The organism is Alsobacter metallidurans (assembly GCF_014636935.1).
Taxonomy (GTDB): Bacteria; Pseudomonadota; Alphaproteobacteria; order Rhizobiales; family Beijerinckiaceae; genus Alsobacter; species Alsobacter metallidurans.
In genome coordinates, this window is record NZ_BMES01000002.1 from 1,423,148 (window position 1) to 1,439,743 (window position 16,596).

13 protein-coding genes are annotated in these 16,596 nt (G+C 70.3%); 5 read left to right on the top strand and 8 right to left on the bottom strand.

The features are described from left to right. Positions 1-175: 175 nt before the first annotated feature. From IEV99_RS17115 to IEV99_RS17125, 3 genes are all read right to left on the bottom strand, one after another. Positions 176-688: a SixA phosphatase family protein gene (locus IEV99_RS17115; RefSeq protein WP_188518944.1), complete on the bottom strand. Its 513-nt coding sequence runs from the start codon at positions 686-688 to the stop codon at positions 176-178. Positions 689-761: 73 nt separating this feature from the next. After that, positions 762-1,607 (bottom strand): AAA family ATPase, encoded by an 846-nt coding sequence (locus IEV99_RS17120; protein WP_188518945.1) that lies wholly within the window; start codon positions 1,605-1,607, stop codon positions 762-764. Positions 1,608-1,858: 251 nt separating this feature from the next. Further along, positions 1,859-3,115 (bottom strand): BaiN/RdsA family NAD(P)/FAD-dependent oxidoreductase, encoded by a 1,257-nt coding sequence (locus tag IEV99_RS17125; RefSeq protein ID WP_188519715.1) that lies wholly within the window; start codon positions 3,113-3,115, stop codon positions 1,859-1,861. Positions 3,116-3,323: 208 nt separating this feature from the next. Between IEV99_RS17125 and IEV99_RS17130 the strand changes: the two genes are divergently transcribed. From IEV99_RS17130 to IEV99_RS17140, 3 genes are all read left to right on the top strand, one after another. Next, positions 3,324-3,647 (top strand): hypothetical protein, encoded by a 324-nt coding sequence (locus tag IEV99_RS17130; RefSeq protein ID WP_188518946.1) that lies wholly within the window; start codon positions 3,324-3,326, stop codon positions 3,645-3,647. A 31-nt stretch (positions 3,648-3,678) separates the two neighbouring features. Further along, the gene (locus tag IEV99_RS17135) at positions 3,679-4,854 is read left to right on the top strand and encodes a vWA domain-containing protein (protein ID WP_188518947.1); all 1,176 of its coding nucleotides are present in this window, start codon (positions 3,679-3,681) and stop codon (positions 4,852-4,854) included. Positions 4,855-4,942: 88 nt separating this feature from the next. Next, positions 4,943-5,524: a hypothetical protein gene (locus tag IEV99_RS17140; protein WP_188518948.1), complete on the top strand. Its 582-nt coding sequence runs from the start codon at positions 4,943-4,945 to the stop codon at positions 5,522-5,524. Positions 5,525-5,543: 19 nt separating this feature from the next. On the opposite strand, the gene IEV99_RS17145 is transcribed toward IEV99_RS17140, so the two are convergent. Next, positions 5,544-5,981 (bottom strand): universal stress protein, encoded by a 438-nt coding sequence (locus tag IEV99_RS17145; RefSeq protein WP_188518949.1) that lies wholly within the window; start codon positions 5,979-5,981, stop codon positions 5,544-5,546. Between the two features lie 201 nt (positions 5,982-6,182). Between IEV99_RS17145 and IEV99_RS17150 the strand changes: the two genes are divergently transcribed. Further along, complete coding sequence (locus IEV99_RS17150; protein WP_244643905.1) at positions 6,183-7,166, top strand: tripartite tricarboxylate transporter substrate binding protein; 984 nt, start codon at positions 6,183-6,185, stop codon at positions 7,164-7,166. 22 nt (positions 7,167-7,188) lie between these two features. Here the strand turns inward: IEV99_RS17150 and IEV99_RS17155 are convergent, their stop codons facing one another. Both IEV99_RS17155 and IEV99_RS17160 read right to left on the bottom strand, forming a co-directional pair. Continuing rightward, positions 7,189-7,509, bottom strand: a complete 321-nt coding sequence (locus IEV99_RS17155; RefSeq protein ID WP_188518950.1) for a 2Fe-2S iron-sulfur cluster-binding protein — start codon at positions 7,507-7,509, stop codon at positions 7,189-7,191. A gap of 135 nt (positions 7,510-7,644) precedes the next feature. Further along, a complete protein-coding gene (locus tag IEV99_RS17160) occupies positions 7,645-8,076 on the bottom strand; it encodes an Hpt domain-containing protein (protein WP_188518951.1) in 432 nt (143 codons plus the stop codon). 441 nt (positions 8,077-8,517) lie between these two features. On the opposite strand from IEV99_RS17160, the gene IEV99_RS17165 reads away from it, so the two are divergent. Beyond that, positions 8,518-14,316, top strand: a complete 5,799-nt coding sequence (locus IEV99_RS17165) for an apolipoprotein A-IV repeat region-like domain-containing protein (protein ID WP_188518952.1) — start codon at positions 8,518-8,520, stop codon at positions 14,314-14,316. A gap of 312 nt (positions 14,317-14,628) precedes the next feature. Here the strand turns inward: IEV99_RS17165 and IEV99_RS17170 are convergent, their stop codons facing one another. Both IEV99_RS17170 and IEV99_RS17175 read right to left on the bottom strand, forming a co-directional pair. Next, positions 14,629-15,243, bottom strand: a complete 615-nt coding sequence (locus tag IEV99_RS17170; protein WP_188518953.1) for an ABC-type transport auxiliary lipoprotein family protein — start codon at positions 15,241-15,243, stop codon at positions 14,629-14,631. A 35-nt stretch (positions 15,244-15,278) separates the two neighbouring features. Then, positions 15,279-16,592, bottom strand: coding sequence for an MlaD family protein (locus IEV99_RS17175; protein WP_188518954.1), 1,314 nt, complete (start codon positions 16,590-16,592; stop codon positions 15,279-15,281). Positions 16,593-16,596 lie beyond the last annotated feature (4 nt).

Genomic DNA, 16,596 nt, shown 5'->3' on the forward strand with positions numbered 1-16,596 from the left:
AAGGGTGCGGGAAACAGGGCCGATTGTCAAGGATTATTTTCATATTACGGGCGCGTTCCCATCCCCGCAATCCAGGCGGTTGGGGGTGGCCCCGACGCCGGCACAGCGCCCAGCCTTTAGACTGGATTGCTTCGCCTCCGGCTGGCAATGACGGCGAGGGCGCGGAAAACGAGCTTCAGTCCTCCGCCGAGCCCGGCGTCACGAACCTGTCCAGCCGGCCCTTGCCGAAGCTGATCTCGCTCCACTCGTCCACCGGGAAATCCAGCACCGCGATCGCCGAGGTCGGGAAGCCGCCGCGCAGGCGTGAGAAGGCGTACCGGTCGCCGTGGCCGGCCAGCGCGCGGGCAAATTCGGCCATGCCGGGGTTGTGGCCGACGAGAACGGCCGTGCGGGCCTTGGGGTCCGCAGCGCGCACCACCGCCAGCAGGTCGTCCGGCAGGGCCTCGTAGATGCGTTCGTCCGTCACCACCGGCGTCTCGCCCACCGCAAGCGCCGCCTGCGCCCAGGTCTGGCGCGTGCGCAACGAGGGCGACACCAGCGCGACGTCCGGCAGCAGGTGCTCCTCGGCGAGGTAGCGCCCGGTTCCGGCCGCGTCGGCGAGGCCGCGCTCCGCCAGGGCCCGGTCGAAATCCGGCGCCGCGCCGTGCGGGACGGCCTTGGCGTGGCGGAAGATTATAAGGCGTCGCATGCGGCCTCCCGCCTTTGAGCATCATCGCGCCCAGTGGATACCGGTTGGCGGCCCAAGATGATGCACATTCGTTTCACCGCTTCTCGCGCCGCGCCATGAAGGCGATCCGCTCGAAGAGATGCACGTCCTGCTCGTTTTTCAACAACGCGCCGTGCAGCGGCGGGATCAGCTTCGTGGGATCGCGCTCCAGCAGCGTCTCGGGCCCGATGTCTTCCGACAGCAGCAACTTGAGCCAGTCCAGCAGCTCGGACGTGGAGGGCTTCTTCTTGATGCCGGGCACGTCCCGCACCTCGAAGAACACCTTGAGGGCCTCGGCCACGAGCCGCTTCTTGATGTCGGGGAAATGCACGTCGACGATGCGCTCCATCGTCTCGGCGTCCGGGAACTTGATGTAGTGGAAGAAGCAGCGGCGCAGGAAGGCGTCCGGCAGCTCCTTCTCGTTGTTGGAGGTGATCACCACGATGGGGCGCTTCTCGGCCCGGATGGTCTCGCCCGTCTCGTAGACGTGGAACTCCATGCGGTCGAGTTCCAGCAGGAGGTCGTTGGGGAACTCGATGTCGGCCTTGTCGATCTCGTCGATCAGCAGCACCGGCCGCTGGTCGCTCTCGAAGGCCTCCCAGAGCTTGCCCTTGCGGATGTAGTTGCGGATGTCCGAAACGCGCGGGTCGCCGAGCTGGCTGTCGCGCAGGCGCGACACGGCGTCGTACTCGTAGAGCCCCTGGTGCGCCTTGGTGGTGGATTTCACGTGCCAGGTGATCATCGGCGCCCCCACCGCCCTGGCGATCTCCTCGGCCAGCACGGTCTTGCCGGTGCCGGGCTCGCCCTTCACCAGCAGCGGCCGCTGCAGCCTGATGGCGGCGTTCACGGCGACCTTCAGGTCGTCGGTTGCGACGTAGTTCTCGGTGCCGGAAAAGCGCATGCGGGGTCCGCTCGGTGGTTCTGGGGTCCGCCGGGCGGACGCGTCGACGCGAACTTAGCGCATTTCAGCGTGGCGTCATCCCCGAGGCGACGGGGACTGACGACCCCTCATCCGGCCCTTCGGGCCACCTTCTCCCCGTTCCGGGGCGAAGGGAGCGGCGGCGCCGTCGCCAGGCTCAATGAGCCGACCACGCGAGCGCGGCCCCCTCTCCCCGACCCGGGGAGAGGGTTGGGGTGAGGGTCTTCGCGCGCTCAGCTCGCCAGTCCCAGCCGCCGCAAAGCCCCCTGCCCGGCCGCAACGCCCGACGAAAAGCACGCCTGCAGCAGGTAGCCGCCCGTCGGCGCTTCCCAATCGAGCATCTCGCCGGCGACGAACACGCCCGGCAGGCGCTTCAGCATCAGCGTCTCGTCGAGCTCGTCGAACGCCACCCCGCCAGCCGTCGAGATGGCGCGATCCAGCGGGCGCACGCCCGTGATGCGGATGCGACAGCCTTTGGCGGCGCGGGCCAGCAGAATGGGTTCGCGCGGCAGGTCAGGCCCGAAAGCCTCGCGCAGGAGGCCGGCCGCGACGGGCGACAGGCCGATGGCCTTGCGCAGCACATTAGCGAGCGACTGCCCGGCCCTCATGGCGCCGACCCGCTCGGCCAGCTGCTCGGCCCGCAGGTCCGGCCGCAAGTCGATCCAAAGGGCCGCTTCGCCCGTCGCCTCGACCTCGGCGCGCAGCTCCGCCGAGAGCGCATAGATGGCCCCGCCCTCGATGCCGTGGCGGCTGATCACCGCCTCGCCCTTGAGCCGGCGACGGCCGACCGTATAGGCCGCGCCCTTCAGGGGCTCGCCCTCGAACCGGTCGCGGAACAGGTCGGTCCAGGCGACCTCGAAACCGCTGTTGGCCGCCCGCAGCGGCGCGATCGCGACCCCCTTGTCGGCCAGAAGCGTCGTCCAGCCGCCATCGGAGCCCAGCCGGGGCCAGCTTGCGCCGCCCAGCGCCAGCACGGTCGCGTCAGCCTCCACGGCGGTCACGCCGTCAGGGGTCTCGAAGCGCAGCAGCCCGAACTCGTCCCAGCCCGTCCAGCGGTGCCGCAGCGCCACGCGCACGCCGAGCCCGTCGAGGCGTCGCAGCCAGGCGCGCAGCAGCGGCGAAGCTTTCATCGCCTTGGGAAACACCCGCCCGCTGGTGCCCACAAAGGTTTCCTGCCCGAGCGCATCCGCCCAGGCCCGCAAGGCTTCGGGCGGGAATGCGTCCAGCAGCGGCCGCACCCGCGGCGCTGCCGCGCGATAGCGCTCCGCAAAGGCGTCCATCTGCTCGCCATGCGTGAGGTTCAGCCCGCCGCGTCCGGCCAGCAGGAACTTGCGGCCGAGCGAGGGCATGTGGTCGTACACCGTCACGGTGACGCGCCCGCCGGCTGCCGTCGCGATGGTCTCGGCCGCCATGAGCCCGGCGGGGCCGCCGCCCACGATGGCGACATGCGGAAGGGCGGGCGGCGCGGCGGCGATCTGGGTGTCGGTCATCCCGCTGCGTACGCGGGCGGCGTGCATGCCGCAAGGGCGCTCTCTCCGTCATGGCCGGGCTTGCCCCGGCCATCCACGCCGGAGCCCAGCGCGTGGATGCCCGGGACAAGCCCGGGCATGACGGTGGAAGGACCTCGCTCCGTTGCGCGAAGGGCCCCGCCTTGAAAACACCGGCCTCACGGCCCACCTTGCGGGCGAGGAGAATGCCGTGATCCGCCTGTTGATCAACGACCGCACCGGAACCCGCGTCGCCAGCCTGCCCCGCTGGGCCGTCTGGCTGGGCGTCGCCGCGGCGGCCGGCGTCGGCCTGCTGATCGCCGTGATCGGCTTCAGCCTGATCCTCGTGCTGGCCCCCTTCGTGATCGCGGCCGGCGCGCTGGCCCGCTGGCGCCTCAAGAAGGCGCTGCGCGAGATGCAGGCGCGGCAGGGCGCTGGTCCGGCCTCCGGGCGTAACGCCCGCCCTGCCCCTGCGGGCGTGATCGACGCGGACTACCGCGTGATCGAGGAAGCCCGGACGCCCGATCCCCGGTGACGCCGGGCGGGAGCCGCCCTAAACTCCCCCCATGCTCCTGACCTTCTTCACGAATCTGCGCGCCGCCAAGGTTCCCTGCACGCTGCGGGAGTATCTCCTGCTGATGGAGGCCCTGGAGGCCGACCTCGCCGACAAGTCGGTGGACGAGTTCTACTATTTGTCCCGCGCCTGCCTGGTGAAGGACGAGCGCAACCTCGACAAGTTCGACCGGGTGTTCGGGCAGACCTTCAAGGGCGTGGTCAGCCTCGGCGACGCCGTGGAGGCGACCGGAATCCCCGAGGAGTGGCTGCGCAAGCTGGCCGAAAAGTACCTCACCGACGAGGAAAAGGCTCAGATCCAGGCCCTAGGCTGGGAGAAGCTCTGGGAGACGCTGCAGGAGCGGCTGAAGGAGCAGAAGGGCCGGCACCAGGGCGGCTCGAAGTGGATCGGCACGGCCGGGACCTCGCCCTTCGGCGCCTATGGCTACAACCCCGAAGGCATCCGCATCGGGCAGGACAAGAACCGCAATTTCCGCGCCGTGAAGGTGTGGGACAAGCGCGAGTTCAAGGACCTGGACGACACGGTCGAGCTCGGCACGCGCAACATCAAGATCGCGCTGCGCCGCCTGCGCAAGTTCGCCCGCACGGGCGCGGCTGAGGAGCTCGACCTCGACGCCACCATCAAGGAGACGGCGTCGCACGGCTATCTCGACGTGCAGCTGCGCCCCGAGCGCCGCAACGCCGTGAAGGTGCTGCTGTTCTTCGACGTCGGCGGCTCCATGGACTGGCACATCGCCCAAGTGGAGGAGCTGTTCTCGGCCGCCAAGACCGAGTTCAAGCACATGGACTACTTCTACTTTCACAACTGCCTCTACGAGGGCGTGTGGAAAACCAACCGCCGCCGGCGCGAGGAGCAGACGCCCACCTGGGACGTGATCCGCACCTACCCGTCGGACTACCGCGTCGTGTTCGTGGGCGACGCCTCCATGAGCCCCTACGAGGTCGCGATGCCGGGCGGGGCCGTGGAGCACATGAACGAGGAAGCCGGCCAGGTCTGGCTCCAGCGCGTGCTGGACCATTTCCCCCGCACGATCTGGCTCAACCCGGTGCCCAGGAACCACTGGGGCTACACGCACTCCATCCAGATGATCAAGGACCTGATGGGCCAGCGCATGTTTCCGCTGACGCTGGAAGGACTGGACGGCGCGATGCGGGAGCTGGTGCGGTGAGGATGAGCGGCGGATGGCGCCAGCCCACGCCCATCTTGCAATCGAGCCCGGGCGGCCTGATAGCTGCGTCGCAGCCACAAGGACCGCCATGCAGGACGCCGCCCCCATCGCCTACGCCCACCGCCCCAAGCCGTTCGGCTACGAGGTGAGCTATCGGCTGGACCCGGACGCCCTGTTCGTCGACACCGGGCGCAAGCAGGAGCGGATCCCCTATCGGTCGATCGTGCTGGCGCGGCTCGCCTATGCGCCCACCAACTTCACCACCAAGGGCTACAGGCTCACGCTGCTGCTGGCGGACCGCCGGACGCTGAAGATCGCCAACCTGTCCTGGAAGACCTATTTCGAGTTCGACCGGCAGGACGGCGGCTATGCGGCCTTCGTGCGGGCGCTGCTGGCGCGCGCCGCGGCCGCCAATCCGCGCCTGGCGTGCCGCACCGGCACGCCGCCCGTGCTGTGGGGGCTCGCCGCCGCGGCGGGCGCGCTGGTGGTGGCGGGGCTGATCGCGATGGGCCTCGCGGCGACGCAGCGCGGCGGCCTTACGGTGGCGTTGCTGGTGATCCTGTTCGTGGCCCCGCTCGGCTGGCAAGTTCACGCCATGGTGACGCGCAACTGGCCCGGATCCTTCGACCCGGGCGCGCCGCCCCAGCGCGTGATGCCGGCTCCCGGCTGAGGCCGGCCTTCGGCCGCGGCTACTTCTTCGCCGGCTCGCGCACGACCAGCACGGAGGATTCCGCGTGCCGGACGATCGTGGAGGCGTTGGAGCCGAGCAAGTAGGTGGCCATGCCGGGCCGGTGCGAGCCGACCACGATCAGGTCCGCGCCGATCTTCTTCGCCTCGGCCAGCACCTCGTTGTAGACCGCGCCCATGCGCACCGCCGTGGTGACGGCGCCGCCAGGCACATGGAGGGTGGCGGCCAGTTCGGCCAGCCGCTTCTCGGCGTCGCCCTGCTGCTCCTCGTCAAAGGACGGCGGCACATATTCCATGAACGTGACCGGCAGGATCGAGCGCACATAAACGAGCGCAACCGTTCCGCCGCTGACGCCCGCGAGCGCCGTGGCTTTCTCGATGGCGGGGCGTGCAACCTCGACCTCGGAGAGGTCGACGGGAACCAGAATCGTCTTGAACATCGGGGGGCCTCCATTCACGGGACCCGCACACCTTAGCGCCTCTCGACGGCCGCGACATTGCGCAGCGTCAATGGGTTGGCGCGGTCAACGATGCGGCGCCGCCGCCAAAGCCCGTCGCGCCCGGCCGCATGGACATCCGGCGAGGCGCGCGGCTACCATCCACCATCCGGCCCGCGAAGAGGCCGGGCGGGGAGGATCACGGTGACGCATTTCACGATCGATCGGCGCACGTTGATGTTGACCGTCGCCGCGATGGCCGCCGGCGCCGGCGCGGCGCGCGCGCAGGACGCCTGGCCCAAGGGCCGCCAGTTGCGGGTGGTCGTGCCCTTTCCGCCAGGCGGCGCCACCGACGTGGTCGGCAGGATCGTGGCCGACAAGCTGGGGCAGATCTGGGGCCAGACGCTGGTTGTCGAGAATCGCGCCGGCGCGGGCGGCAATATCGGCAACGAGGCGGTCGCCCGGGCCGAGCCCAACGGCGACACGCTGCTGGTCGGCACCGTGGGGCTCACCACCAACCAGTTCCTCTACCCCAAGCTGAACTATGATCCGGTGGCCGATTTCGCGCCCGTGAGCCTGCTCGCGATGGTGCCGAACCTGCTGGTCGTGTCCAAGACCCTGCCGGTCAACTCGGTCGCCGAGCTCATCGCCTACGCCAAGGCCAATCCGGGCAAGTTGAACTACGGCTCATCGGGCGTCGGCACGTCGATCCACCTCTCGGGCGAGCTGTTCCAGCGCATGACCGGGGTGAAGATGGTGCATGTGCCCTACCGCGGCAGCGCGCAGGCGACGCAGGACCTGATCGCCGGGCGGCTCGACCTGATGTTCGACAACATCTCGCAGGCGCTTCCGCACGCCCAGGCCGGCTCCACCAAGGCGCTCGCGATCACCACCGCCAAGCGCTCGCCCGTGACGCCGGATTTCGAGACCGTCGCCGCCACCGTGCCGGGCTTCGACGTGTCGTCCTGGTTTGGCTACCTCATGCACCGCAAGACGCCGGCCGCGATCCTCCAGAAAGCCGCCGCCGACACGCGCGCCGCGGTGGCTGACCCGGCCGTTCAGGAGCGGCTGAAGGCGACGGGCGCCATCCCGGTCGGCTCCACGCCGGACGAGTTCGCCGCCATGATCGCGGCGGAAACCAAGATGTGGGGAACGGTGATCCGCGAAGCCAACATCAAGGCGGATTGACGCGGAGAATTGGGCGGAAAGATCAGGCCTGCCGCTCGGGCGTGTGGACCACCAGGCCGTCGAGCTCGGGCTTCACCTTGATCTGGCAGGACAGGCGCGAGGTCGGCCGCACGTCATAGGCGAAGTCGAGCATGTCTTCTTCCATGGAGGCGGGCTCGCCGACCTTGGCCTTCCAGGCCTCGTCCACATAGACGTGGCAGGTCGCGCACGCGCAGGCGCCGCCGCACTCGGCCTCGATGCCCGGTACGCCGTTGCGGACGGCCGTCTCCATCACGGTGGCGCCGTCCTGGGCGTCGATCGTGCGGGACGCGCCTTCATGGTCGATGAAAGTGATCTTGGTCATCGGGATCTCGGGTGGGACGCCGCCGCAGCCGGCGCTGCGGCGCGCAGTTCCGCCCTACTTAGGACAGTCTCGCCCGGTTGGCGAGAGGTGGAGCCACACCCACGCGACGCGTTCCCCGGAGCGATGACCTGGCGCTCACAGGCCCCCGATCCGCCGGTCGTGCAGGCGGGCGGCGATCACCGTACGCGCCTCGGCGACGGCCGCATGGAGGCCCGCGAGGGCTTCGAGAACCTCCTCCTCGTCGGCGGTGTCGTCCAGCGCTTCCACGGCGCCGGCCTGCCGGGCCACCATGAACGCCCCCACGGCGCTGGCGGAGCCCTTCAGGAGGTGTGCGGCGTCGCTGCGGCTGCGGCCGTCCACGGCGTCGCGCACGCTTCGCAGCACGTCGTTGGACTGCTCCAGAAACATGCCCAGCACGTCGCGGGCGAGATCCACGTCCCCCATGGTCTGGGCCGTGAGGTGCCGCAGATCGAGAATGGCCGGGGCCTCCAGCGTCGAACCGTTGTCCTGCCCCGCCAGCAGGTCTCGCGCCGTCAAATCGTCTGTCCCTGTCACTGCGCCGAACATGGTCTCAGGTCCTTTGTGCGACGAGCCGGCGGGAGACGCGGCCGATCAGAGAGAGTGTGCGGCGGGTTAAACATTCCGCAAGTCGCCATCCTGCGGAGGATTGGGGCGCAACGGTGTCAATGGTGGCGGCCGGCTGCACGTCTTTCGTTGTAGATAGACGTGCGTCTCTCATCCAATCGCCACCAGCGGCGCTCGCGCAACCTCATGGTTACGCTTATGGTAACCGAGGCGTTAACGACGTTTTGCGACGGCCGGGTGGGCCGGGTTCCCTTCGGGGGGGCCGCCGACTAGACTGCACTTTGGTTAACCGATCCCGAATGCGGGGCCGGGCGACCGCCGCGAGAGGCGCCACGCGTGGCTCTCGCCCGCGCATGTTGCATGCGGGGGCGGGGATGCGCGTGGAAGCGGCTGCGTGACGCGTACCGATGCGAGGCAAACCTGATGGCTATCCAACCCAAGGTCACCGACCCCACAGAGGCGGCGCTTTCGGCGATCGAGGAGGCGCTCAATCTCACGGGAACGACGCCGTCCGGGAAGCCTCGGGAAGACAACGAGACCGCCGTCGCCGCCCCGCCGCCCGCCACCGACGAGGAGCCCATCGGCCCCAAGCTGCCGGCCGTGAACGACGCCGAGATCTTCCCGGAAGTCAGGATCGAGAAGCCGCGCGACCGCGCCCGCCCGCAGCGCGACACGCTGGCCGACCAGCGTCGGCCCGAGCCCGGCCGCCCCGCCAATGACGACCGCCGCGCCGTCGGCGACATCCTGCAGGCCCTCCAGGTGCGCCCGTCCCGCGTTCCCCACGTTCTCGCCACTCTGGCGTCGCTGCTCTGGCTCGGCGTTTTCGCCGCCTTCGCGGCCGGCCGCTGGATGGCTCTCGGCGGCCCCGACCAGACCCTCGCCGAGCGGCTGCTGACGCCCGAGGCCGGCCTCGCGGCCTTTGCGGCGCTTGCGCCCATCATCATTTTCTTCGTGCTGGCCTCGCTGGCCGTGCGGGCGCAGGAGATGCGCCTCGTCGCCCGCTCGATGACGCAGGTCGCCATCCGGCTGGCCGAGCCCGAAACCGTGACCTCAGAGGGCGTCGTCAGCCTGTCGCAGGCGATCCGCCGCGAGGTCGCCGCCATGGGCGACGGCATCGAGCGCGCCCTGGCCCGCGCCGGCGAACTGGAGACGCTGGTTCATTCCGAGATCGCCACGCTGGAGCGCGCCTATGGCGAGAACGAGATCCGCATCCGCTCGCTGATCGACGAACTCGTGGTGCAGCGCGAGGCGATTCTCTCCAACGCCGAGCGCGTCCGCACCTCCATCACGGGCTCGCACGACACGCTGCGCGAGGAGCTGAACGCGGCTGCGACGCGCATCTCGGAGTCCGTCGGCGAGGCCGGCGCCCGGGTGACGCAGTCCTTTGGCTCCAAGGCCGAGGAAATCAGCGGCGTGCTGTCGCGCACCGGCGACCGCATGATTCATGAGATCGCCGAGAAGGGCGAGAACCTGATCACGCGTCTCGCGGCCACCACCGATGACGTCAATGGCCGCCTGACGCAGGCCACCACGGTGGTGACCGACACGCTCGGCGCCAAGGCGCGCGAGATCACCGACAATCTCACGGCCACGGGCGAGCAGCTCACCACCCAGATCGCCGAGCGCGGCGCGCTCGTCTCGCAGGCGCTGGAGCAGACCAGCCAGATCCTCACGACCTCGCTCGCGGAAGGCTCCGAGAAGGTCACGCGCGTGATCGCCGAGACCGGCTCCGGCGTGGCCGAGGCCATCGCGCAGCGCGCCATGGAGGTGAACGCAACCCTGAAGACCACCGGCGAGACGCTGGCGGCGGACCTGGGCGGCCGCGGCGACGAGGTCGCGCGGCGCATCGACGAGACCGGCGCGCGAATCGCCGACACCATCACGGCGCGTGGCGAGGACCTTGCCACCCGCCTGTCGGCCACGGGCGAGCGCATCCACGAGAGCGTCACCGTTAATGGCAAGACGCTGGGCGAGGCCCTGGCCCAGACCGGCGAGCAGATCGCGACCTTGATCGGCGAGCGCGTCGACTCCACCCGCACCGTGTTCGAGGAGACCGCCACCCGTTTGCAGGACGCCCTCGCGGCCCGCACGCAGGACAGCGAGCGCGCCTTCGTGACCAGCGCCGAAGCCGCCGTGCTGGCTCTCTCCACCCGCGCCGAAGCCGCCGAAGCGGCTTTCGCCACCCGCGCCGAGGCGATCGCCGAGACGCTGGCGGCCCGCGCCGCCGAGGCGCAGGCCGGCATGGCGTCCAGCTCGGAGGCCGTGGCCCGCACCCTGGCGAGCCGCACCGCCGAGGCCGAGCGCGTCTTCGCCGAGAGCACCACGGAGCTCGCCCGCAACCTCTCGGAGCGCGTCGCCGCCGCCGAGGAGGCGCTGACCGGCAGCGCCGAGCGGCTTGGGGCCACCGTGACCGAGCGCACCGCCGCGGCCGAGCGGCTGCTGGCCGACAGCGCCGAGCGCATCAACGACGTCATCGCCCAGCGCCTGCTGTCCGCCGAGGAGCTGTTCACCACCAGCGCCGAGACGGTCGCCCGCACCATCGCGGACCGCACCGGCGAGGCCGAGCAGACCTTCGCGAACAGTGCGGAACACGTCACCCGCACATTTGGCGACCGGATCTCGGACGTCGACGGCCACCTGGCCGCCCGCGCCCGCGAAGTCGCCGAGATGCTGGCCGCCCGCACGGTGGAGACCCGCTCGGCCTTCGAGGCCGCCACCGAATCGGTGCTCGCCGCCCTCACGGCCCGCGCCGCCGAAACGCAGAATGCCTTCTCGGAGCACGGCGACGTCGTGCAGGCGCGCCTCGCCGCGATCGCCCGCGACGCCGTGATGGCGGTCGCCACCCAGAGCTCGCGCATCAACGACGCGCTGGTGCGCAACGCCGAGCAGATCGTCGCGACCATCGGCGAGCGCGGCGGCGAAGTGTCCCGCACCATGGCGAACACGCTCACGGCCTTTGAGGAGACCGTGATCATTCGCGGCGGCAACCTCAACGAGCGCCTCGCCGGCCAGCTGGCGGCGTTCGAGGAAACCGCGCAGCAGCGCAGCCAGCGCCTCGAGCAGACCCTCACCGACCGCATCGGCGCGTTCGAGGGCGTTCTCGGCCAGGCCACGGCGCGGTTGGACGAAGCCTTCACGGCGCATGCAGGCAACTTCGAGAACCGCGTCCAGAGCCGCACCGCGGCCCTGCAGGAGGCGCTCGACGGCGTCGTGGCGGGCTTCGAGGGCAAGGTGCTGGAGCGCGGCGACACGCTCGCGACCACGCTGGTCGGCCGTCTCGATCACTTCGAGGAGAAGGTTCTGGGACGCGGCGGCGATCTGGTCGAGCGCATCGGCTCCGACACGCAGGCCTTCACCAACGCCGTGGAAGCCCGGCTCGCCCAGGTGGAGACCATCTTCGGCAAGCAGGGCGAGGTTCTGGCCGGCCGCGTCGCGGCGCGCGCCGAGCAGGCCGCCCGCGATCTGGAGAAGCAGATCGCCGACTACGAGGTCAAGACGGCCGCCTCCGGCGTCAACGTCGCCCGTACGCTGGACAGCATCTTCGTGCGCATCGACCAGGGGCTCGACGCCCGCGCCAAGTCGCTGAGCGAGACGCTGGCGACGCGCACGCTGGAGATCGCCCAGCTGCTGGGCAACGGCGGCAAGGAGATCACCCGCGCGCTCGACATGCGCGTCGAGACGGTGGAGACCGCAATCGCCAACCGCACGGACGTGCTGGCCCAGACGCTCTCGGCCAAGGCCGAACTCGTCAACGCCACGCTCGGCGCCCAGGCGAGCGCCATTGCGGCCACGCTGGACGGACGCGTCGCGCGCTTCGAGGAGCGGGTCGTCAATCGCCTCGACAGCGTCAGCGCCCTCCTGGACGAGCGCGCCCGGTTGTTCGGCGAAACGCTCACGAGCGGGGCGTCGTCCGTCACGGCGGCCCTGGGGCAGCGCACCGAGGAGCTCACCAGCCTCTTCGAGAACTCGACCCGCCAGCTCGACACCATCCTGTCCACCGGCGCGGAAGCCGTCACGGCTGCGCTCGGCGGCCGGACGGACGCCATTGTCGACATGGTGAGCGGCGCCGCGCGCTCCATCGACCAGGCCTTGACCACGGGCGTGCAGGCCATCGAGCGCGCCGTCGAAGGCCGCTCGGACGAGATCGCCAATGCGATCATCGCGTCCAGCAGCAAGCTCGAGGAGGTGCTCTCCACCGGCTCGCAGGGCGTCACGGGAGCGTTCGGGGACCGCATCGGCGAAATCGAGGCCCTGCTCGGACCCGACGGCGTCGCGAGCACCCGGCTGGCCAAGGTCGGCGACGACACGACCCGGCAGATCGCCAAGGTTGGCGAGGACACCACCAAGCAGATCGCCCATATCGGCGACGCCGTGCTGCGCGCCCTGGAGGGCCGCGGCTCGGAAATGATCAACGCCCTGCGCGAACGCAGCGACACGCTGGCCGAAGTGCTCCAGTCCTCGGCCGCCAGCCTGCAGCAGGTCATGGACGAAGGCGCCGCCCGCTCGGTCGGGCAGCTCACCGCCACCAACGACCGGCTCAAGGCCGAGATCAACGACAGCCTCGAAAAGCTCGCCCACACCAACGCCCTGCTGGAGCAGGCGATCAGCGGCGTCGGCCAGAACCTCGGCAGCCTCGATCAGGATCTCGGCGCCCGCATGGTGGCGCTGCGCGACACCCTGCACGCCATCACGAGCGAGACGAGCGCCGTGTCCGATCGCGCTGCCGAGCAGGTGGAAGCCCTGCGCGGCCTCTCGACCGGCGCGCTGCGCGACGCCGCCGGCCTGTTCGAGCGGCTGGACCAGCAGGGCCGCTCGGTGGCGGCCTCCAGCCAGGAGCACGCCCGCGCGCTGGCGAGCGTCGCCGCCATGCTGGAGCAGGTCGAGAGCCGCGTCGGGTCCGCCCTGGAGGAGCGCCGCGCCGGCCTCGATGCCGCCCTGTCGGCGATCACGTCGCGGACGGACGACATCGAGTACGTCACCCGCACCTTCAAGGCGCTGGTGGAAGACAGCCTCACATCCGCCGAGGAGCGCGCGCGCCAGATCGGTCAGGTGTTGAACGAGACGACTCAGTCGGCAAGCCAGGCTATCGGCGAGCAGTACGAAACGATCCGCATGGCCACCAGCAAGGAGCGCGAGCGCACCACGGCGGCGTTGCGCGCCGCCTACGAGCAGGTGATGGGCGAAATCGGCTCGGCGCTCACCGCCGCCACGGACCGGTTCCGCGAGGCCGCGAACGAGATGCGCCACCTTGGCTCGTCCGTGCAGCAGCAGCTGGAATCGACCCGCGAGGAGGTTCGCCGCGGCGTGCTGGAGCTGCCGAAGGAAACGCAGGAATCCGCCGCCGCCATGCGCCGCGTCGTCACCGACCAGATCCGCGCCCTGAACGAGCTCACCGCCCTGGTGGCCCGCTCCGACCGCGGCATGGACGTGTCGCGTCCGCAGGAGCGCGCCGCCGAGGAAGCCCCGCGCCGGGCCTCCGCCTCTGCGGCCGCGAGCGACGTCGGCCTGCCGGTGCGCGCCCCCGAGCAGCCCCGTCGCGCCCCCGAGCCGCCCGCCGCGGCCGCGCGCCCGAGCGTGCTCGTCACCCCGCCGCCGCGCCGTGAGGAGCCGCGTCGCGAAGAAGGTCGTCGCGAGGAGCCCCGCCGCGAGGAGGCTCGTCGTGAAGAGCCGGCCCCGCAGCAGCGGCCCGCCGCGCCGGCGCCGTCGCGCCAGCCTGAGCTTCCGCGCGAGGCCCTGTCGGGTCGCGCCAGCGGCGGCTGGCTGTCGGAGCTGCTGGCCCGGGCGTCCGTCGAGGACGACGCGCCCGCGCCCCGCAAGCCCGAGCTGCGCGCCTCCATCCCGCCGGAGCGCGAGCGCGCGCCGGCCGCCAAGGCCAGCAGCGCGGCCGACTCGCTGGGGTCGTTGTCCACCGATATCGCCCGCATGATCGACCATGACGAGGCGGTGGAGCTCTGGGCCCGCTACACGGCCGGCGAGCACGACGTGTTCAGCCGCCGCATCTACACGCCGCAGGGCCAGGAGCGTTTCGACGAATTCCGCCGCCGCTACCGCCGCGACCCGGAGTTCCGCGACACCGTGAACGCCTATGTGCAGAAGTTCGAGGAGCTGCTCGGCGAAGTCGCGCCTGGCGACCGCAATTCGACCCTGACGCGTTCGATCCTCACCTCGGACGAGGGCAAGGTCTACACGATCCTGGCCCACGCCTCGGGCAAGTTCGACTGACCTGCGGCGTAGTCACCTAATCAAAAGGCCCGGGAGCGATCCCGGGCCTTTTTCGCTTTAGGGCGCCCGACTCTCCGTCATCCCCGGCGGCGGCGCAGCGCCGGGAAGGGGATCCAGGGGTGAGCGCCTTTGTCCTGGATCCACTTCCCGGCCTGCTCCGCAGGTCGCCGGGGATGACGGCGGAGGTGTTGGGATCCCCGGGCCACCCTCCCGTCATTGCGAGCGCAGCGAAGCGATCCAGTCTGACGCCGAACAATCAGGCTGGATTGCCTCGCCTCCGGCTCGCAATGATGGCGCGGAGAGTTGGCGCCCTCAGCGCGCCCAGCGGACCACGTCGGCGAAGACGCGGCTGGCGGCCTGGTCGAGCGCGAGGGCGGCGGTTTTGCCGGAGATGTCGCTGAGCGGAACCGCGCCCTTGAACACGCGCGAGGCCGTGATCTTGCCCGAGGCGTTGTTCACGATCTTCACCGAGAGCTCCACGGTCGCCTGCGCGCCGCCGTTCACGCTCACGCCGAAGAAGCGGATGTCGGTTTGCACGATCGAGTCCGGGTTCACGCCGACGCCGGCGCGCGCCACCGCCCTGCCCTGGTTCTCGAAGGCCTGCACGAGCCGGTTCTGGAGCAGCCGCGGCAGTCGGTCGGACCACTGTACGCCCCCGACCGACGACACCGAGCCATCAGCCGACCGGACCACGATGCGGTCGGATTCGAGCGGCTGCAGGGCTGTGGGCTCCGCCACCACGAGCTGGCTGCGTCCCGGGCTTTGGCGCGCGGCGCCGATCGGCGCAGTCAGGTCATAGACCTCGGAGGGCGTCGAACTGCTGCACCCCGCGAGCGCGAGCGCGACGACGGCCGCGGCAAGCGCCGGCCGGAACGATGGGGCCGAACGCAACCGGGCCGAAGCGGCGTGGAAGGGGAACGCGGGCATGGCGGGGGATGGCCTCGAGAAAGTGGGGGTCGACACTAACGGCCCCGATATTCGGGAAGGGACGGCTTGCCGCCGAACAGCAGCTGCTGGGGGTTCTGCTGCAGGCTGCGCAGGGTGCGGTTGAGCTCGCCGAGCGCCTGCTTGCCGTCGGAGGCCAGCGACTGGTAGTCGCGCAGCGCCGGCCCGGTCACGCGGTTGATGCCGGCCGTGATCTCGGAGGTCCGCTTGTCGAGGTTGTCGGCGAGCACGCGCACGGACTTCGCCATGTCGCCAATGCTGCCCAGCGCCGCCTTGGTGTCGTCGGAGCCCAGGAACGTGCGAACGCTGGCCAGCACGCTGTCGACCTGGTCGGCGGCGCGGTTCAGCTTGGCGGTGAGTTCGCCGGCGTTCTTGATCACGTCGTCGACACGCTCGCTGTTGTTGCCGAGCGCGGCCGTGAACTTCTCGACGTTGTCGACCGAGCGCTGGATCTTGTCCGCGTCCACGGCCCGCAGGGTGCGGCCGGCGTCCGCCAGCACGCCGTCCAGCTTCACGGACGTATCGTTCAGCCGGCCGGCTAGCGTCGAGGCGTCGCGGATAAAGGCCGCGATGCGCTCCTTCTCGCCCGCGACGGAGCTCGTGATCTGCTGCAGGTTGGCGACGACCTTGTTGACGTCCTCCGGGTTCACGGCCTTGACGACATTGTCCACCGTCTCGGTGAGCTTCTGCAGGTCCACCGACAGCGAGGCGATCTTGTCGGCCGCGTTGCCGGTGGAGGACAGGAACTTGTTCACGCCCTCGGAATTCGAAGCCAGCGCGCCCGAGAAGGTCTCGATGTTGCGCACCGTGGCGCTGATGGAGCCCTGGTTGTCGGCCAGGATCTGGTCGGCGCGCCCCAGCACGTCGTCGGCCTTCTTGGCCAGCCGCTGGGCGCTTTCGAGCAGGTCCTGGAAATCGGAGCGGTCGGCGTTGATGGCCGGCGGCTCGGCGCCGTTCTGAACCAGCTTGGCGCTGTCGGGGCCGCCGCCCGAGAGCTGGATGGAGGCGACGCCGGTGAGGCCCTGGAACTCCAGCCGCGCCTTGGTGTCCACGTTCATGGGCGTGGCGGCGTCGATCTCGATCCGGGCGATCACCTTGCTGGGATCATTGGGCGCGAGCTGGATGGAATTCACTTCGCCGACGCGCAGGCCGTTATAGAGAACCTGGGCGCCGCGCGAGAGGCCGGACACCGATCCGTTGAACACGATCCGGTAGGTCGCCAGCTTGGCGCCCGCATCCTTGCCCGAAAACCAGAACACGAAACCGAACGCCGCGGTGAGAACCGCCAGCGTGAACAGCCCGATGAGCGCGTAGTTCGCGCGGGTCTCCATGCCG